Source organism: Streptomyces sp. NBC_01591 (genome assembly GCF_035918155.1).
GTDB lineage: Bacteria > Actinomycetota > Actinomycetes > Streptomycetales > Streptomycetaceae > Streptomyces.
In genome coordinates this window covers 7,952,093-7,971,012 of record NZ_CP109327.1, presented here as the reverse complement: position 1 = coordinate 7,971,012, position 18,920 = coordinate 7,952,093, and the positions used below count along the sequence as shown (strand labels likewise).

Here is an 18,920-nt window from a genome sequence, read left to right as displayed (position 1 = left end):
ACTACGACTGGAGACCTGCGGTTCAGGGGGACTCGTCGCCGGGTACGACACGGCGCCAGATTTCCTGCTGGAACTGCTGGGCGGTCATGTCGATGTGTTGGGCCATCAGCGCTTCGGCACGGTCGGTCTCCCCGGCGGCGATGGCCTCGGCGATGGCCTCGTGCTGTTCGGCGGCCACGTGCAGGGATCCGCCTGCGATACCGGCCAGCCCTATCGTCGTGACCTGCCGCTGCAGGCGCCGCATGGCGTCGACGGTCGAGGCGAAGAACATGTTGGCGGCAGCGGCCGCGATGCCGGCGTGGAAGGCCTCGTCGGCGAGCGTGAAGGCGTCGATGTCACCCTGCTGGGCCGCCTGCGTGGACTGCTGCGCGGCTTCGCGTACCACCTTGACCTGCGCGGGAGTGGCGCGCTGCGAAGCCAGGTTGGTCGTGGTGGTCTCCAAATGGCGGCGGAACTCGAAGAGTTCGTCCACCTGTCGCAGGTCCGCGGGCAGAAAGTTGGCGAGTGACTGCTGCCAGGAGGACTGCTCCGGCTCGGCCACATAGATGCCGCGGCCCTTCTGCACGGACAGCCGCCCCAAGGCGGAGAGGATCTTCACCGCCTCCCGCACCACGGTCCGGCTCATCTGTACCTCTTCGGCCAGATCCTTCTCCGTGGGCAGCCGGTCACCGGGCCGCAGCCCCTCCCGCACGACGTACTCGAGGACGCGCTCGGCTGCGACCTCGTACCCGGGCCGGTACCCGCCCCCCGTACCCGTCGGCACGGGCGCAGGCGCGGCGCTCTTCTCTGAGTGGGTCAACAGCTCTCCCTCACTTCCCTCTTGATGCATCGGCGCGCCAGGCCGGGGCCTTCGTCGCCGGTTACATATTTCCTATACATCAAGCAACTCGGCCCCAGTGAATCACACCCAAACACTTGACGCCAGGATTCGGCGACCACCAGAATCGACCAGTCTCCCACTCCCGCAACCTGGAACGACCGCCCACAGGGTTGATGCAACCCTGCCCGCGAGTTCCGAAATGTATCTGATTTACACTCTCCTTGCCGTCGCGTAAATGGGATGCCTCCATCCGCCTCCATCGGTGTTCAGCCCTCTCGCCGGCACACCGCGGCCATGGCTGATCCACCGTTCCGACTACGGCCTTCTTTCTTGCCTCACCCCCCATCGCGGCAACCGTAGCTCCTCCAAATCCCGCGAAAGGACAGCACGTTGGACGACATCAGGCTCGGCGTCATCGGCCTGGGCAATCGCAGCGACCTGGTCGACCTGGTTCATCGGCCGGGCTCGGGCTCCGTGGTGGCCGCCGCCTGCGACCGCGATCCGCGGATGCTCGCGCTCGCCGAGAAGCGCTTCGGCGAGCGGGTGAGGTCTGCCGCGGACCACCACGAGCTGCTCGACGCGGGACTCGACGGCGTGTTCGTACTGACTCCCGACCACACGCACGAACAGGTCGGCCTGGACTTCCTCGCGGCCGGTGTACCGGTGTTCCTGGACAAGCCGATGGCCATCACCGTCGAGAGCTGCGACCGACTGCTCGCGGCTGCCCGCGCCTACCGCACCCCTCTGTACGTAGGCCACAACATGCGGCACATGCCGGTCGTGATGGCCATGCGCGAGCTGATCGACAGCGGGGCCATCGGCGCGGTGAAGGCCGTCTGGTGCCGCCACTTCGTCGGCCACGGCGGCGATTTCTACTTCAAGGACTGGCACGCGGACCGGCGCAACACCACCGGTCTGCTGCTGCAGAAGGGAGCCCACGACATCGATGTCATCCACTGGCTGGCCGGTGGCTACACCCGGCGCGTGAACGCCATGGGCGGACTGACCGTCTACGGAGACATCTCTTCGCGCCGCGACCGCAGCGGGGAGCGGATGACCGACTGGCTGTCGGTGGACAACTGGCCGCCGCTCAGCCTCACCGGTCTGCACCCGGTGGTGGACGTGGAGGACCTGAGCATGATGCAGATGCAGCTGGGCAACGGCGTGTTCGCCAGCTATCAGCAGTGCCACTACACACCGGACTACTGGCGCAACTATACGGTGATCGGCACCGAGGGACGCCTGGAGAACTTCGGCGACTCCGAAGGCGCGGAGGTGCGGGTGTGGAACCGCCGCTCCGACTACCGCGCCGAGGCCGATCTGGTGGTCCCCGTGCCCACGCCGACCGGCACCCACGGTGGTGCCGATCCGCTCCTGGCCGCGGAGTTCCTGCGGTTCGTGCGGGAGGGCGGGGCCACCGTCACCTCTCCGGTGGCGGCCCGGGAGGCGGTGGCCGCGGGTCACGCGGCCACCATGTCACTGCGGGACGGAGGAAGAGCCGTCGAAGTGGCTCCTCTGCAGGCGGACTTGGCCGCGTACTTCGCACACGGCCAGAGGTGAGACCGGAGGCTCCGGTCCGGAAAGGGGGACGGACCGGGGCCACCCCGCCGGGTGGCGGCTCAGCCTGTGGGGCCTGCCCCGCGCCCCGGGCGCACCGATCCCACGAATGACCGGCGTGGGCCCCGCGCCAGAACCTCAGGACCAGCTCAGAGGTGGTAGACCCGCGAGGCCGTGCCGCCGAGGACCTCGTGCCGTTCCTGCTCCGACAGGTCCGCCAGGAGCTCGCTGGTGGTGGCGACCACCTGCCCGTAGTCGGCCGTCGTCGTGCACACCGGCCAGTCCGACCCGAATATCAGCCGCCGCGGGCCGAAGGCGTCCAGCGCGACCGACACGTACGGCCGCAGATCGGCGGGGCGCCATGCCTGCCGGTCGGCCTCGGTGACCAGGCCGGGGAGCTTGGCCACCGTGTTGGGCGGCCGGGCCAGGGCACGCAGGTCCGCGGCCCAGGTGTCGTGGCGGCGTGGGCGGACGGGAGGCTTGCCCAAGTGGTTCAGGGTGAAGGTGAGTTCAGGCCGGGCCTGCGCCGCCGCGACCGCCGAGGCAGTTGCTCCGGGCGCAGCACACCAGGCCGTAGGCGAGCCCCGCGGACGCGACGGCGGCCAGGCCGCGCTCGACATCGGGGCGCAGCAGCCAGGGCGGGTCGTCCTCGCCCTGTACCTGATGGCGGATGCCGACCAGGTGCTCGCCGCCGGGCAGGGCACGCAGTTCGGCCAGAGCGTCGGCGATCCCGGGAGACGTCAGGTCGGTCCAGCCGACGACTCCGGCCACCAGCCGGTCGGCGGCGGCGAGCGCCAAGTACCCGGGAGTCTCCTCGGGTACGCAGATCGTCTGCACCAGCACGGTGGCGTCGACGCCTGCGGGCGCAGGTCGTCGAGGGTGAAGTACCGCCGCAGTGTGACGAGTTCAGGTCCGCTGATCCAGTCCTGATCGCGGACCGGCAGTCCCGGAGGTGCTGGTGGGCGTCGATGGTGGTGGTCAAGGATGCTTCGCCTTCCGAGGGATCGGGTCCGGGCCGGTGACACGGAGCTGTACGGTCCGCGTCACCGGCGGCTTTCGGCCTGACGCCGGTCGGGCACCGGCCCATTCCGGGGCAGCAGGCCCCCGGATCGCAGCGCGCGCCACAGGTCCGGGGGGATGGGCCGGCTGAGCATCGCGGCGGCGTCCACCACCTCTGCAGCGGTGCGCGCCCCGAGCAGCACACCGGCGACCGCCGGATGCCCGAGCGGGAACTGCAGGGCCGCCGCCCGCAGCGGGACATCGAAGCTCTCGCACAAGGTCCGCAGCGCCAGGGCCCGTTCCAGCATGCGCAGGGGTGCGGGGGCGTAGTCGAAGGTTGCGCCGGGCCTGGGGTCGGCCAGGAGGCCCGAGTTGAACACCCCGCCCACCAGCACGGACACCCCACGCCGCGCGGCCTGCGGCAGGAGTGAGGTCAGCCCGCTCTGGTCGAGGAGGGAGTAGCGGCCGGCCAGCAGGACCACGTCGATGTCGGTGTCGCGGATGAACCGTGTCGGCAGCTCGGTCTCGTTCATGCCGACGCCGATCGCGCCGACCGTGCCCTCCGCGCGCATCCGTTCCAGCTCGGGGTAGGCGCAGTCGAGGGCCTGCCGCTCGTGCTGGTCCGGGTCGTGCAGGTAGACGATGTCCACCCGGTCGAGGCCGAGCCGGGTCAGGCTCTCCTCGACGGCGGTGCGTACGCCGCGGGCGGTGAAGTCCCATACCCGCTCATGGGTGGCCGGGACGGCGAAGCCGTTGGCCCGGTCGTCGCCGTGCGCTGCGGTACGCGGACGCAGCAGGCGGCCGACCTTCGTGGACAGGGTGTACTGGTCGCGCGGGCGGGTGCGCAGGGCTGCTCCGAGACGGCGCTCGGACAGCCCCAGGCCGTAGTGCGGGGCGGTGTCGAAGCTGCGTATCCCGCACGCCCAGGCGGCTTCGACGGTGGCGGCCGCGTCCTCGTCGCTGATCGCGTGGAACAGGTTTCCCAGGGGTGCGGCGCCCAGGGACAGTTCACCGACCGCTGTGGCGGTGCGCCCGAGTGCGGTGCTGCGCATGAGTTCGGGGGTGCCTCTCACTCGGGGTCTCGGCCGCGCGCCGGAGAACCATCAACCTGGCGGCCGGATCGGATAGTTGGAGATATGACACGACGGGGCGGGGCTGCCCTGCGGCCCCCGCCCCGGTGTCGGCCGGCCGGTCAGCCCTTCGTCGCTCCACCGGTGAGGCCCTTGACGAACTGCTTCTGGAAGGCCAGGTAGAACACGAGGATGGGCAGCGTCGCCAGGAGCATGAGGGCGAAGACCGAGCCGAAGTCCGCCTGATGTTCGCCGATGGCCCGGTAGATTCCGACGGTCACCGTGGTACCGGAGGCCGGGCCCAGGATGATCAGCGGGTTGAGGAAGTCGTTCCAGATCCACACGCCGAGGAAGATCAGCACACTGGCCGACGCCGGTCGCATCAGCGGGAAGACCACCTGCCAGAATGCGCGGAACGCACCGGCGCCGTCGATGGCCGCCGCCTCCTCGACCTCACGCGGGATCGTCTTGACGAAGCCGGCGAAGACGAAGACGCCGAACGGCATGTAGTAGCCGACGTACGCCAGGATCAGGCCGGGCACCGTACTCATCAGGCCAAGTCCCCTGAGTACGTCGGTGATCGGGGTGAGGATGACCGCCGGCGGCACCATGAGGCCGCACAGCAGCGCGACCATGGCGACCTTGGCCAGGGCGCCGGTCGCCCGCGCCAGATAATGGCCGAGCATGGCGGAGATCGCGGTGGTGATGAGGATGGAGATCACGGTGACCTCCGTGCTGTTGACCAACCCGTACCAGAAGAGGTGGTCGGGCCGGGACAGCACGCTGTGGATGTTGTCCATGGTCGGTGGGACCGGCAGACCCACCGGGTTCGACACGATCGACGAACCGTCCTTGAATACATTGGCCAGCACGAGGTAGATCGGCAGGAAGAACAAGAGGCCGGCGAGGAGCGCGACAGCCGGACGGAGCCAAGCCCTGGATGGGTTCATGATCAGGAAGACACCTCGCGTTTCTGCAGGAGGCCGAGCGCGATCACCGACACAGCCGCGACCAGGACCAGCATCGCGACAGCCATGGCGGAGGCGTAGCCGACGTGGTTGCCGTTGAAGGCGGTCTGGACCACCTGGAATGCGAGGGTGGATGTGGTGCCGGGTCCCGGGCCACCGTTGGTGAGGACCTGGACCTGGTCGTAGGCCTTGAAGCCGCCGATCAGTGACATCACCGTATTGATCGTGACGGCGGGCGCCAGCATCGGCCAGGTGACATGGCGGAACCGCGTCACCGGTCCGCAGCCGTCGATCGCCGCTGCTTCGTGCAACTCCTGGGGAATTCCCTGGAGTCCGGCCAGGTAGATCACGACGCAGAAGCCGAGTCCCTGCCAGGCGATGACCCACGAGACCGTGTACAGGGCGAGGCTCGGGTCGGAGAGCCACCCCGGCGGGTTGCTCACCCCCACCTCACGCAGCATGGAGTTGAGCAGTCCGTCGTCGACGAGGATCGCCTGCCAGATGACGCTGACCACCACGGCACTGAGGACGACCGGGACGAAGAACACGCTGCGCAGGACGTTGTACAGCCAGCCGCGTCGATCGAGGAGCATGGCGATGGCCAGCCCGCCGGCGTTGGTCACGAGGGTGACGATGACGGTGACGAGGACAGTGTTGCCCAGCGCTTCGAGGAATTCGTCGTCGGAGGCGAGGCTGGTCAGGTTGTCCAGGCCCACCCAACGAGTCGGTGGATTGAAGGGGTTCTTGTTCGTGAGGCTGTAACCGGTCGTGATGCCGATGGGTACGAGCACCAGAGCCAGATAGACCAGCAGACCCGGCGCCGCGAAGACGGCGAAGCGGCTCGCGCCGTATCGTGAGCGTGCGCGTCGGGGGCGTTGCGGCGACCGCTTCGCGACAGTGCGAGACCGCCGCTCCTGCGGTACGTCCGATTCTCCGTCCGTGGCCGTGGAACGTTCCGGTCGGGTGAGGGTGCGGATACGCATCAGCGGGTGGCCTTGTCCCACTGGGTATCCATGTAGGCACCGAATTGAGCGGCTGTCATACGCCCACTGAGCAGTTTCTGCATGCCGATCGCGGCCTTGTCGGCCAGGCCCGGAGGCAGGGACCCGTCGCCGGTCTCCTGGGAGAACGAGTTGACGACTCCATCGGACTTCTGAGCCCGCCGATATGCAGCCACCGTCTCTTCGTACACAGGTCCCATGTTGGCCGGTGGTGTGTAGCCCTTGATGTCGATGATGAGCCCGTCGGCCTTGACGGCGGCATCGAGGTTCTTCTCGTCCTCCATGAACGCCTTCGCCCACTTCTTGGCCAGCGCCACGTCCGGTGCCTTCGAACTCACCGTCATCCCGCCGCCGGTGACGCCGGGCAGCGCCGGCGCTCCCTGATCGGTGGGCCACGCGAAGACACCCGTGTCGAAGTCCGGCTTCTTCGCGTCGGCGGAGGCGGAGAACCAGCTGCCCATCGGGTACATGGCGCCCTTGCCGTCACGGAAGGCCTGCTCGGTGTCCGCGTAGGAGCGGGAAAGTCCGGCCCGGTCCATGTAGCCCTTCTTCGCGAGGTCGGCGACCTTCCCCGCGGCGGTCACGAACGCCCGGTCGGTGAACTTGACCTTGCCCGCGGCGCGCTGGGACAGCCAGTCCGGCGTCTTCTTGTAGACGTCGGTCGCCACGGTGCAGATCAGCGGGAACATGTCGGCCCACGAGTCCTTGCCACCACCGCCGACCACCATCGGGTTGATCCCCTTGGCCTTCAACTTGGCGCTGCTACCGAGCAGTTCACCGTAGGTGCGGGGCGGGGCCTTGATGCCGGCCTTCGCGAAGTCGCTCTTGTTGTAGTAGACGAGCGTCGTCTGGGCAGCATAGGGCAGTTGGTAGACCTTGCCGTCGTACGTGTTGGCGTGCGGCTCGGCGTACTTCGCGAGCTCCTTGTCCGACCATGGCGCCAGCTTGCCCGACTCGGCGAATCCGGCAGGGTTCAAGCCGATCACGACGTCCGGGAACTGACCCGTACTGTCCAGCTGCTTCGCGTAACCGGTGCGGTCGGCGCTGGGCGAGACAAGCTTCTTGATGGTTACTCCGGGAACCTTCGCCGAGGCACGGGCGATCGCCGCATCCCAGTACTTCGCATCGAGGTTGGGCGTTTCGAAAGTGAGGAAGGTCAGGGTCACCTTGTCGCCCGATGACGCACTCCCACCGGTTCCGCCCGCCGTGCATCCGGTCAGGACCACTGCACCCGCGAGAGCGGCGACCCTCAGGAGTGTCCGATTGCGTGTCATGCGCCTCTTCCCTTACCCACCGAATGCGTCACATGGTTCAGCTCTTTCGAGAGCCCTACTGCGCTCAGGGCAGCTGCTCTCCTCAAGCGCTCCCCCGTCTAAAACGCTCTGAGTATCGAAGCGTGCTCGCGACACTGTCAAGAGATGAAAGGGATCTATTTTCCACATGTGGAAGATATAGATCCTAACTAAGCCTTGACTGGCTCCGCGGTCAGCTGCACGCTAGATCGCACTTGTGCTGGGCGTCTACCCACAAGGGGCAAGGAATTTCTCTTCCTGCTGAGACCGCGGAAGCGTCGGTGCCCGTAGTCGCCTTGCCTCCCACCCTCGCAGAAGAGTCCGAACTATTTAGGTGACACCGCGCTTGCGCAACCGATCAGCACATGCACGCTCCGTCGAGATTCGCTACACCAAGGAGGAACTATGGACAGGCGGCGTTTCCTGGCCGTCAGTGGCCTGGGCTCGATCACGGTGATGGGGACGACGGCACTCACCGCCGCTCCGGCTCAAGCCGTGCCGGCTGCCGGCGATGCGGCATCCCGATCGCAGCGCATCACCGCGGGCTTCCTGTCGCTGGGTGTCAGCGCCTTCGGCCGGGTGACCAGCCTGGTGGATCTGCGCAGCGGCACCGACCATCTGGCAGCGGGCACCTCGGTGCCGCTGGTCAGTGTGGTGGCCGACGGCAGACATGAGGTGCCTGCCGAGATGAAGGTCTCGCCGCGCGACCGGCGCGTGCTGGTGTTCAGCGGCGAGAAGGTGACGATCGAGGTGAAGGTCGTCGGATTCCCGACGCACACCACACTCGAGGTCGTCGGTCTGACGGCCGCGCAGGGTGTGGATGTGCAGACGCTGCTGTGGGGCCCGCTGCCGACGAAGCTGGCCCGGACGATCGGTGAGACCGCCGGCGTGGTCACGGACGGCGAGTTCCTGCTGGGAGTCCGTCCGCTCAACGACAAGACCGTGGGCGGGTGGCCGAACGAGCACTTGGCCTACGGGTTCGGCCCGGATCTCGTCTGGAATCCGTACGGCCTGCAGACCGGCGCGAAGGACGAGTGGCTGGCGAGCAATGTCGCGGCGAAGACGACGTGGGGCAGCATGCTGCGCGCCGCCACCTATGACTACAGCCGCGTCCGGGTCCGGCAGCGCACCAACGGGTACTCGATCCCGCTCGGTCCGCTGCCCGCGCCGGACGGCCGGATCGTCGGGTCGAAGATCGCGCTGTTCGGCAGTGCCCCGGATCTCGCCCTCACCGTGCTGAGTCATATCGCCAAGGAGCACGGGCAGGCGTACCCGACCCTAGACGGACAGTGGCAGAAGGCGGCCCAGCGCACGTCGCAGTCCCACTTCTGGATCCACGACCTCAATACGACCAATGTCACCGCCGCCGGCCGGTACGCCCGACAGGCCGGGGTCAGGAACATCTACGCCATCTCCGGCGACGGCCCCTGGGCGTCGCACGGGCACTACCGGTTCAACAGCGCGTTCGGCGGATCCGACGCGGCGGCGGCCCAGTTGGTGGCCACGGCGGCGAAGGAGAACACCGAGGTCGGCGTGCACACCCTGTCCGACTTCATCGACGCCCACGACCCGTATGTGAAGGCCCCGGCCGATCCGCGGCTCGCGCTCGGCGGAAGCGTCGAGCTGACCCGCCCGCTCGGCAGCTCGGACACCACGCTGTACGTGGACGACGACGGCGCGCTCGGACCCGGCGTCGACGGTCAACGGCTGCGTATCGGCGACGAGTTGCTCACCTATGGCACCGTCACGAAGGTCAGCGACGGCGAATGGCAGGTCAGCGGCCTGGCGCGGGCCCAGTGGGGTTCGTCCGCGCAGCCCTGTCCGGCCGGGACCCGTGCCGCCCGGCTCATCCAGAACGGCTACGGCGGCGCGATCGGCGGGCTGCCGATCATCGACGAGATCGCGGCCCGTCTGGCCACGGCCTACAACGACACCGGCGTCCGGGCCACGTCCTACGACGGCCTCGAATCGGCGGGCTACAACGGATGGGGCGGTTACGGCTTCGCACGCCTGGTCAACGGCGTCTACCGGCAGCTGGACTCCAAGGAGTTCATCACCGAGTGCAGCAACCTCGCGTCCAACACCTGGGACGCCCAGTCCCGGGCCAGCTGGGGCGAGATCGGCGTGACGGACTACGCCCAGCTCCTCCGGAGCAACACGTTCTACCGGGCCAACTACCTGCCCGGGATGATGGGCCAGCAGGGCTTCTCCGGCAACGACAACCTGCAGACCATCGAGGTCACCATGGCGCGCGCGGCGTCCCTGGACGCCGGCGTCAACTTCGAGACCAGCGTGCAGAGTCTCGACTCCGGAGCGAACACCGCCGCTCTCCTCCAAGCCGTCAGCACGTGGGAGTCCGCGCGCGGCGCGGGCGCGTTCACCCTGGATCAGAAGAAGCAGCTCGGCGCCGCGGACCAGCATTGGCACCTGAGCGAGGTGACCCCGCAACAGGAATGGTCGCTGCAGCAGGTGGACGCGTCCGGTCAGCCGATCGGTGAGCCGCAGCAGGTCAAGGCCCCGACGCCGGGCTTCACCACGCCGGAGCCGCCGGATGCCAAGGCCGGTGTGCTGTACGCGTTCAAGGTGACGTCGAGCACGCCGCGGACCGTCCGCTACGAGATCACGTCCGGCAGGCTTCCGGCCGGACTCGACCTCAACAAGGACACCGGCGGCATCACGGGCGTGCCCACCACCACGGGCACCAGCAAGTTCACCGTCACCGCCCGCAACGGCGGGAGCGTGGCCGACGCCGCGATCACGTACAAGGTGACGACCAGGCCGTGAGCACGGCCCTGTGACATGCGAAGGCCGCTCTCTCCACCGTGGACATCGTGTCCGTCGTGGAGAGAGCGGCCTTCTGACTACCCCTGCGCGGTCGTCAACTAGCCTGAGCTGTAGTGACGTTCAGTCGGTACCGCACTGCCGCGTCGGGAACGCCGTCGCCGTTGCGGGCCGTGACGGTGAAGGCCCTGGCGCCGGACTTGGCGGGGACTCCGGTGATCCCGCCGGTGTCCTTGTTGAGGCTCAGCCCGGCCGGGAGGCTGCCGGACGTGATCTCGTACCGGACGGTCTGCGGTGTGCTGGAGGTGACCTTGAACGCGTACAGCTCCCCCACGCGCCCCTCGGTCGGCTCGGGTGTGATGAAGCCGGGCTTCGGCGCCTCCACCGTCTGCGCCGTGCCGACCGGATTGCCGTCCGCGTCCATCTCCTGCAGCGTCCAGCGCTTGCCCGCGGTCTCCTCACCGAGGTGCCAGTTCTTGCCCTGGTCCGCCATGAGCTGCTGCTGAGCGGGGGTGAACGCACCGGACGCGATCGCCGCGTTCCAGATCCTGACGGCGGCGAAGATCGCCTTGCTGTTGGGGCCCTTGGACAGGCTGCCCATGCTCGTCTCGAACCAGCCGAAGTTGACGCCGAGGGACGCGCCGCGCGCGAGGTTCGTCTCGACGTCGAGCGTCTTCGTGTCGCCTCCGATCGGGAGTGACCCTCCCATGAGCGGAAGGTAGTTGGCGCGGTAGAAGGTAACGTTCCTGGCCACCTGGTCGTAGTTGGAGTCGGACCAGCCGATGCCGCCCCAGCTGACGCGCGACTGAGCGTGCCAGGAGTTGGACGACGGGTTGGAGGCTTCGGCGATGAAGCCGTCCTGCGACGCGAGCTGACGGCGGAAACCGTTGATCATGTGCGCATAGCCCTGCCCGCCCCAGCCGTTCCAGGACACCTCCTCCAGTCCGTCGAACGAGATGTTCCTGATGCCGGTGGTGTTGCACACCGTGGCAAGGCGGGTGGCTATCTCATCGACGATGGGCAGGTCGCCTCGTGCGCCGCCGTACTGGTTCTCGGCGATCCGGGTGGCGTCGGCTCCCTGCGGGTAGGACGCCGCGAGGGTTCCCCATTGTGCGCGCTTGACGTCGGTGAACTGCCATTCGCCGTCGCCGACTTGGGTCGCACCGGAGAACGTGACGAACTCGTCTCCGAGCCGCAGCCGGCGGCCCAGGACATACCCGCCGCCGCCCGAGTCACCAGCGGCGTACAGGGTCGTGTCGGCCGCGGCGAGGGGGCGGGTCAGCTTCACGGTCTTGCCGGTCGTGAACCGCTTGTCGGCCGGTGCCGGTACGACATAGGGGTCGTTGGAGGCTATGAAGTTGGACAGGGTGTGCACGCCGAGCCGCACTCCGCTCGCGGCAGCGGTCGTCGCCATCCGGGTCGCGACGGCGTCGGAACCACCGAAGTTGCTGTTGAACCGGTAGTGGCCGGTGGACTTCCAGGGGCCTGCGGCGCCCTCCACCGAGTAGACATTCTTGATCCCCGCCTGCTGGGCGAACTCGACGGCGGCGGCCAGGTTCGTGGCACTCAGGTCGTGCAGCACCAGGAACGGCTGCCGGGTCGCCTCGGCCACCTTCTGCCACTGCCCGTTGATCGTCGGGTACGGCAGGTCCTCCCGCTGCGCGACCTGGCTGAGCACGGTGAGCACGAGATCGGGTGCGCTGCCGTACACCGCGAGCTTCGACCCGACGATCTTCCCTTCCGCTCCAGCGAGCGGGCCGGTCGGGATCTGGCCGTCCCGGATCCGGGCCTTGGTGTAGTCGTAGGTGTAGGCGCGCAGGATGCTGCCCCACGACGTCTTCGCCGCGGCGCTCCAGTCGTTCTGCGTCCCGCTCTGCCCGTACGGCCTGGACTCGACGTCCGCGCCGAACCCGAACGAGGCGAACTCCCTGGGCCAGGCGCCGATGGTCTTGTCGTTGAGCGGGTGGATGCCGAACACGAAGCGGCTGTCGCCGACCACGCCGACACCTTCACCGACCGTCTGGTTGGCGCGCACCGCGAGCGGCCCCCACAGCAGCGTCTGCACCTCCACCCCCGACGCAGTGTCCAGGCCGACGACTTCCAGCGTCGCGTACGTGGCATGCGCGACGACCTTCACCTCGACGATCGCCTTGTCGCTGCTGAACACCAGCACCCGCGAATCCCGCCGCGACACCTGCACCTGAGTCGGGGCTTCCTGCTTTCCGTCCTCCAGGACGACCGACACCAGGGGCTCCGTTCTGCCCTCGGCCGCGTAGTCCGTTCCGTTGCGCAGGTCCACCAGGCTGGTCACCCGGCCCGTCTGGTCGAGGCCTATCGCCAGGAATCCCGCCTTGATCCGCAGTGCCTTGGGTTCCTGTGCTGCGAACGCCGGCTCGGCCGGCGCCGGCAGGGCGATCGTCGCCAGCGAACTCACACCACCGGCGATCAGGAAACTCCGCCTGTCCATGCGTCCTCCATGTTGTTCTGTTCGGTATCGGTGGTGATCACGGGCTCGTGGTCCGGGCCTCGAAGCGCCAGAGCGAATAGCCGAAGGGCGACGTGCGCTTGACCCCTTGCATACGCACGTATCGGGCTGTCACCGGCGCGAAGGTGAGTTCGTCGACGCGCGCGCCCGACGGCTTGCCCCTGGCGGTGGCGGCCGTCGTCCAGTGCTCCGCGTCGTCGGAGACCTGGATGTCGTAGTCCGCCGCGGATGCCGTCTCCCAGTCGAGCAGGACGCGCCGGACGGTCTGCGCACGGCCGAGGTCCACCTGGATCCACTCGTCGTCCCGGTAGGCACTGGCCCATCGGGTCCTCCCGTCCCCGTCGGTGGCGTTCTCCGGTCCCAGACTGGGCACTTCGGACGACGAGGCCGTGGTCGGCCGATGCAGCGCGAGGTCGGGGGCGTCGAACACGCGCATGCTCCACAGCGCGTATCCGTCCTGCTTGCGGGCCGCCTCGGTGCCGACGACGCGTATGTGCCGGGCCGTGACCGGATCGAAGGTGAGCGTGTCGGAACCCGCGGATGTCCGGTCCGTGCGCGCGGCGACCATGGTCCAGCCCGTGCCGTTCCCGGACACCTGGATCGCGTAGTCGCGCCCGTACGCGGGTGCCCAGTCCAGCTCGACCTTGCTGACGGTCTCCGGCCGGCCGAGATCCACGCGGAGCCAGGCGTCGTCTCCCGGGCCGCTCTCCCACTTGGTGGTCCCTACGCCGTCGAACGCCGCGCCGGCCTTGCCCTCGGAGGCGGTCGCCGGTCGGCCCAGGCTCAGTTCGCTGTTGGCCGGGGTGGCCAGGGTCGTGGCAACCTTGGTCAGTCCGGTGCCGACGCCGAGCCTGCGCACGGTCCCGAGGAAGGAGTCGTACGGCACACCCGACGAGGCACCGCTCCACATCTTCTGGGCCAGCACGCCGAACGTGGGCTCGACCAGCCCGTGGACGTCCAGTTCGCCGTAGGAGGCTTCGGTCAGGTCGTTCCAGACGGCGGACATGGCGCCGAGGAGTTGGGGGTCCTGGGGTTCGACGCTCTGGCCGCCCGGGAAGACGTTGGGTTCCCACTCGTCGTAGAGGTACTTACCGTCAAGTCCTCGCCCGTGGTAGTAGTTCGCGAACGGAACGATGTAGAGCAGCGCGTCATTGGTGTTGATGAAGGAATAGCCGTCCCGCTTCGCGGCGTGCGGCCCGTACCACTGGTTGTTCCAGCTGTTGAGGGTGACGTCGCGGTCGTAGCCGTCGGTGTCGGACGCCATCACGGACAGGCTGCCCCAGGCCCGCGGATGCTTCCCGAGCGCGCGGATGTGCGCCGCCATCTCGTTGAAGTAGGTCTTGTAGCGGGGCTTGTCGACCGTGTACTCGTCGGCGCCGAAGTGCACGTCCGGGCTACGGAACCAGGGGACGAACTCGTCGAAGACCGACTTCATGAACGTGGTGGTCTCGGGCTTCGACAGGTCCAGATGGTCGGAGTCGCCGTTGTTCAGACCCAGTGACGGCCGGAACCGGGTGAACGCCAACGAGTGGGCGGGAGCGTCGATCTCGGGGATGATCGTGACGCCGTTGACGGCGGCGGTGTCCTCGAAGGAGTCCCAGTCGCGCCGGTCGTAGGCCCCGTCCTTCGAGGCAAGGCCGGCCAGTTCGGGGTTGTCGGACTTGAGCCGGAAGCCGGCCTGGACGTCGCTCCAGGACCCGTCGCCCTTGAACCCGTTGTCGTTCAGGTGCAGTTGGAGTTCGTTGAGCTTGAACCAGCCCATGAGATGTACGTAGTCGCGGATGAAGTCAGCGGTGAAGAAGCGTCGCCCGACATCCAGACTGAGGCCCCGCACCTTGTAGTTCGGCCAGTCGACCGCGGTGCCCACCGGTACCGAATCACGACCGTCGTCCTGCAGCAGGATCTGCAGCAGTGTGCGGGTGCCGTAGTAGACGCCCTTCGCGGTCGGTGCGGTGATCCGCACGTTCCTGTCGGTGACCGTGAAGGTGTACCCCTCCTTCTTGAACCCTGCACCTCCCCCGGCTCCGGTCGACGTGGGGTCGACGGCGAGGACGATGTCGCCGTCCTGCGCGGACCTGGTCGAGAGGGCGAGCTTGCGTCCAGCCGCCTGATCCAACTCACCCGGGAGCGCGGCCACTTGGTCGCGCAGGCCGTCACCGGGCCGGCCGAAGAGCACGATGCGGCTGTGCCGACGCAGCTCGAAGGAGCCTGTGCCGCCCTGCCACTTCTGCAGGGCGGGTACCACCGTGGGCCTGGCATTCACGGCGGCGGATTCGGCGGTCGCCGGGGCGACGGGGACGGCCAGGGTCAGGGCCAGTAGGGAGACGAACAGGGAGAGCAGACACGCGAGGCGTCTCGGGCGACATCTCATGGCGGGCTCCAAGCATTCTCGATGGGGTCGTTCCTGGAGGTGCGTGCGCGTTCTGAGTGCGGCTCTTGGGGATCGCCGGTCACGTGCCGGCCATGGCTCAGGGCAGCGTCCACCGTTGGTTCTCCCTGGCGTTGCAGTCCCACAGGGCCAACTGCACCGCACCGTTGCCCGCGTTGCCGCCCGGGACGTCGAGGCAGCGTCCGGAGCCCGCGTTCCAGAGGGTTCCGTCGGAGCGCGATATCCAGCGCTGGTTCTCCCGGCCGTCGCACGTCCCGAGCTGGACCGGGGTGCCGTTGCGCGTGCTCTTGGCGTCGGCCTCGACGCACTTGCCGTCCCGGCCGCCGAGCCGCAGCGTGCTGCCGTACGACGACCACTTCTGCGCGTCGGAGCCGTTGCAGTCCCAGATCTGGATGCGGTTTCCGTCCGCCGTGGCGCCCTGGGCGTCGTCGAGGCACTTGCCGCTCAGGCCGGAGGTGACCGCACCGGTGCTGGGCTTCGGGGCCGTGCCCGGGGTGAGCTTGAAGTTGTCGAACTGGTCCGTCTGGTAGCCGGTCACCCCGAGGCCCGCCTGGCCGCGGGTGAAGGTGGAGTCCTCCACGCTGCCGAGTTTCCTGCCGTCGAGGTACGCCGTCAGCGTCGTGCCCTGCATCTTGAACGCCAGCTTGTGCCAGGTGTTCAGGCCCACGGCGTCGGTCTTGCCCTTGGCCAGGGTCGCGTACTTCCATGTCCGGTCGCTCTTGTCGATCGACCAGGAGCCGTCGTCGCCGAGCCTCAGGTGGTAGGAGTCCAGGCCGTTGTTGTTGCGGCCCTGCATGCCGAGCCGGCCGAGGAGCTCGACGCTCCCGGACTTCTCCAGCATGACATCGGCGGAGACCGTGTAGTTGGACCACGAGGCGTCGCCCATGAACGAGTACGGGGCGTAGTACGGCTCGTCGGTCCAGCGGATCGGGGCGGTCGGCGCCATCTGGCGCAGGCAGCTGCCGGAGCGGCCGCCACCGCAGGCCACCTTCTTGAAGGCGCCGTTCATGTCGGAGAAGTACGTGGCGTTGGTGGTAGCGCCGGGCTTGTCGAAGGTGTCGCTGTACGGCAGCTTCATCGCGGCGCCCGCCGGGGCCTTCGCGGTGCCCTTGCCCTGGCCCGTGGTGGTGGTGAGCGAGTAGACGTGGCCCGGCTTCAGGGTCATGCGGTACGTGCCGTCCTGCGCCGGTGTGATGTCCTCGCCTCGCACGAAGTCGTCCGCGGTGCTGTCCGACGCCACGTCGGTGGACCAGACGTGCACGGTGCTGGTGGACAGGCCGCCGCCGACGGCGAAGTTCACGGTCTGGTCTTCCTTGGCGTCCACGGTCTCGATGACCGTCGAGTAGTCACGGTCGTTCGTCGACTTCAGCGAGACGTAGCTGCCGTTCGCCCGGTCACCGCCGAGATAGCCGCTCGCCGAGTCGATGTAGTGCCAGCCCGGCTTGGTGAACTGCGCGGTGTGCGCGGTGATCCAGGTCGTCGTGCCGATGCTGTAGTGACCTGACCAGGGCTGTGCCGCGATCGACATGCCGTCGGTCGAGAAGAACAGGTTCGGGTAGAGCGCGGCGATGGCCGGCCAGTTGAAGTAGGCGGTCATCTTGCCGTCGATGTAGTCGCGGTTGATGGCGCGGGCCACCGCGGGGGCGCCGGTGTCGGTTTCCAGGGATCCGTTCTCGCTCGCCCACAGCGGTTTGCCGAGGCTCTGCGCGGTGTCGGTGCTGGGGCACGAGGTGAAGTCGGTCTGGTAGCCGCACGGGTAGTGCACGCCGACGACGTCGACCGCGTCGTTGAACTCGGGGTCGCTCTTGAGCGCGTCGGCCACGTCCCAGCCACTTTCCGCAGCGACGACCTTCGTGTCGTAACCCTTCGTTGTGAGCGTGGACTTGAGCTTCTTGAACCAGTCGGCGTTGTATCCGCGCTCGTTCCAGCCGCCGATGTAGTCGATGTCCAGGTGGTGCTTCTTCGCACAGCCGAACCAGGACATGTAGTAGTCGATCGTGTCCTGGGACCAGAAGTCCCCGCCACCGATCCATCCCGGGGCGCCCCAGGCGAGGCCGGCCAGTTTGATGTCGGGGTTGCGGGCCATGGCCTGCTCGGCGAGCCACCACTCGTAGCCCTCCCCGCAGTCCACCTGCCCGCGGGTGTGCTCGTGGCTGGGCTCGGCGCCGTCGGTGGAGTTGGTGTCGCCGCCGATCTCCAGTTTCAGGAGTTGCAGGGAGGCCCCGTATCCGGGCTTGAACAGGTAGTCGAGCAGCTGGCCGCGCTGCGGCTCCGGATAGTCGATGAGCAGCCGGGTGTTGCCGCCGCCGCCACTGATCGCCCCGACCCCGTCGAAGGTGCGGCCGGGTTTCGTGCCGTCGATCGTGATGGAGGTGTTCGCGACGGCCTGGGCATGGGGCACGGGCCAGGCGACGAGAGCACCGATCACAAGGAGCAGGAGAGCGAGGAGAGTTGGTCTATGTCTGAGCAGGGGTGTCATGTCGACTCCGAGAAAGTAGGGAGGACCGACCGCCAATCGCACAATCTGAAACATGTGCGAACACGGACGCACAGTCGTGCCGATGGTGAGGGGTCCGGAGGAGCCTGTCAACGTCGAGGCGGCATGCTGTCAGCAGCACCGACAGCTCCGATGAACCCCCTCTGCGGCGTGGGGAATCCACGCGTCTTGGCCCGAACTCCTCGATACGCAGGGAGTATTCATGCGCCACAGCTCCGATGAGTCGCGGCCGACCACCACGCTGGACTCACCCCGCCGGAACTACGTCGGCTAGTGAATTGCTCTCAATTAGCACCCTGTCAGCCGGACTTGAGCCGCCGATGTTTCGGGAACATGATGACGCACCGCTCTTGACGTTCGAGGCACCGAACCGGTCTCATGGCTCACGCTGCACAAGACCGTCCGGACTCCGCGCCTGACAACGATGTCTCAACTGGAGAAGCAACATGCGACCTGGTAGACCGTCGACGTTCGGCGCCCTGCGACGCTCCCGGTTTCCGCAGCTGACACCGCTGTCCTGGGCGGTCACGCTCGTGACCGCCCTCCTCTCCGCGTTCCTCCCGCCGCTCACGTCCACGAGCTCTGCGCGTGACCGGCCGTCCGCCGTCGGCCAGGTCAACCCGTTCATCGGGACGACAGGGCAGAGCGATACCGAGTACGGCGGCGTGATCCCCAGCACCGCCCCGCCGTTCGGTATGACCCGGTGGTCGCCCATGACCCGCGACAACTACGTCAGCCGTACGCCCTACCACTACAACGACTCGGAGATCACCGGCTTCATCGGTACGCATCAACCAACGATCTGGATGGGCGACTCCGGCTACGTGGTGGGCATGCCGGGGGTCAGCTCCGTGAAGACGGCCGCCGCCGACCGCGGACTGCCGTTTCGTCCCACCCGGCCCGCCCACGGCTATTGCTCCGCGGGAACGGTTGCTCCGGGGCCGGGCGGGTGAGGCCCCGGAGCCATCGGGTGATGTCGCTCAAGACCTTCCGGGGCCGCGTCAGTGCGGGTTGTAGGCCGAGTGGCTCGATCAATTGCACGCGTGCGGGCGCGGTTGACC

Annotated in this window: 11 protein-coding genes and 1 pseudogene; 3 read left to right on the top strand and 9 right to left on the bottom strand. The window is 67.9% G+C overall.

The window, feature by feature from the left end; translation table 11 throughout:
• Positions 1–22: 22 nt before the first annotated feature.
• Positions 23–799 carry a FadR/GntR family transcriptional regulator gene (locus OG978_RS36820; protein WP_326769391.1) on the bottom strand — a complete coding sequence of 259 codons (777 nt, stop codon included), beginning with the start codon at positions 797–799 and terminating at the stop codon, positions 23–25.
• A 411-nt stretch (positions 800–1,210) separates the two neighbouring features.
• Between OG978_RS36820 and OG978_RS36815 the strand changes: the two genes are divergently transcribed.
• A complete protein-coding gene (locus OG978_RS36815; RefSeq protein ID WP_326769390.1) occupies positions 1,211–2,380 on the top strand; it encodes a Gfo/Idh/MocA family protein in 1,170 nt (389 codons plus the stop codon).
• A gap of 146 nt (positions 2,381–2,526) precedes the next feature.
• Here OG978_RS36815 and OG978_RS36810 read toward each other — a convergent pair.
• The 5 genes and pseudogenes from OG978_RS36810 to OG978_RS36790 form a co-directional block, all read right to left on the bottom strand.
• Positions 2,527–3,359, bottom strand: a pseudogene (locus OG978_RS36810) (amidohydrolase family protein).
• Between the two features lie 61 nt (positions 3,360–3,420).
• Positions 3,421–4,428, bottom strand: coding sequence for an aldo/keto reductase (locus tag OG978_RS36805; RefSeq protein ID WP_326769389.1), 1,008 nt, complete (start codon positions 4,426–4,428; stop codon positions 3,421–3,423).
• A 140-nt stretch (positions 4,429–4,568) separates the two neighbouring features.
• Positions 4,569–5,396, bottom strand: coding sequence for a carbohydrate ABC transporter permease (locus OG978_RS36800; RefSeq protein ID WP_326769388.1), 828 nt, complete (start codon positions 5,394–5,396; stop codon positions 4,569–4,571).
• A 2-nt stretch (positions 5,397–5,398) separates the two neighbouring features.
• The gene (locus OG978_RS36795; protein ID WP_442817865.1) at positions 5,399–6,208 is read right to left on the bottom strand and encodes a carbohydrate ABC transporter permease; all 810 of its coding nucleotides are present in this window, start codon (positions 6,206–6,208) and stop codon (positions 5,399–5,401) included.
• A gap of 188 nt (positions 6,209–6,396) precedes the next feature.
• Positions 6,397–7,689: an extracellular solute-binding protein gene (locus OG978_RS36790; protein ID WP_326769386.1), complete on the bottom strand. Its 1,293-nt coding sequence runs from the start codon at positions 7,687–7,689 to the stop codon at positions 6,397–6,399.
• A 423-nt stretch (positions 7,690–8,112) separates the two neighbouring features.
• Between OG978_RS36790 and OG978_RS36785 the strand changes: the two genes are divergently transcribed.
• Positions 8,113–10,491: an Ig domain-containing protein gene (locus OG978_RS36785; RefSeq protein WP_326769385.1), complete on the top strand. Its 2,379-nt coding sequence runs from the start codon at positions 8,113–8,115 to the stop codon at positions 10,489–10,491.
• Between the two features lie 94 nt (positions 10,492–10,585).
• Here OG978_RS36785 and OG978_RS36780 read toward each other — a convergent pair whose 3' ends face one another.
• The 3 genes from OG978_RS36780 to OG978_RS36770 form a co-directional block, all read right to left on the bottom strand.
• Positions 10,586–12,955 (bottom strand): Ig domain-containing protein, encoded by a 2,370-nt coding sequence (locus OG978_RS36780; protein WP_326769384.1) that lies wholly within the window; start codon positions 12,953–12,955, stop codon positions 10,586–10,588.
• A gap of 37 nt (positions 12,956–12,992) precedes the next feature.
• Positions 12,993–15,344, bottom strand: a complete 2,352-nt coding sequence (locus OG978_RS36775) for a discoidin domain-containing protein (protein ID WP_326769383.1) — start codon at positions 15,342–15,344, stop codon at positions 12,993–12,995.
• Between the two features lie 97 nt (positions 15,345–15,441).
• Positions 15,442–17,790 (bottom strand): ricin-type beta-trefoil lectin domain protein, encoded by a 2,349-nt coding sequence (locus tag OG978_RS36770; protein ID WP_326769382.1) that lies wholly within the window; start codon positions 17,788–17,790, stop codon positions 15,442–15,444.
• A 515-nt stretch (positions 17,791–18,305) separates the two neighbouring features.
• Here OG978_RS36770 and OG978_RS36765 point away from each other — a divergent pair.
• A complete protein-coding gene (locus OG978_RS36765; protein ID WP_326769381.1) occupies positions 18,306–18,812 on the top strand; it encodes a hypothetical protein in 507 nt (168 codons plus the stop codon).
• The last annotated feature ends 108 nt before the right edge of the window (positions 18,813–18,920 follow it).

Excerpts from the sequence above, each read along its gene's own strand:
- OG978_RS36805 (WP_326769389.1), bottom strand. The coding sequence starts at position 4,428 with ATGCGCAGCACCGCACTCGGGCGCACCGCCACAGCGGTCGGTGAACTG.
- OG978_RS36800 (WP_326769388.1), bottom strand. The coding sequence starts at position 5,396 with ATGAACCCATCCAGGGCTTGGCTCCGTCCGGCTGTCGCGCTCCTCGCC.
- OG978_RS36790 (WP_326769386.1), bottom strand. The coding sequence starts at position 7,689 with ATGACACGCAATCGGACACTCCTGAGGGTCGCCGCTCTCGCGGGTGCA.
- OG978_RS36785 (WP_326769385.1), top strand. The coding sequence starts at position 8,113 with ATGGACAGGCGGCGTTTCCTGGCCGTCAGTGGCCTGGGCTCGATCACG.
- OG978_RS36780 (WP_326769384.1), bottom strand. The coding sequence starts at position 12,955 with ATGGACAGGCGGAGTTTCCTGATCGCCGGTGGTGTGAGTTCGCTGGCG.
- OG978_RS36775 (WP_326769383.1), bottom strand. The coding sequence starts at position 15,344 with ATGAGATGTCGCCCGAGACGCCTCGCGTGTCTGCTCTCCCTGTTCGTC.
- OG978_RS36765 (WP_326769381.1), top strand. The coding sequence starts at position 18,306 with ATGCGACCTGGTAGACCGTCGACGTTCGGCGCCCTGCGACGCTCCCGG.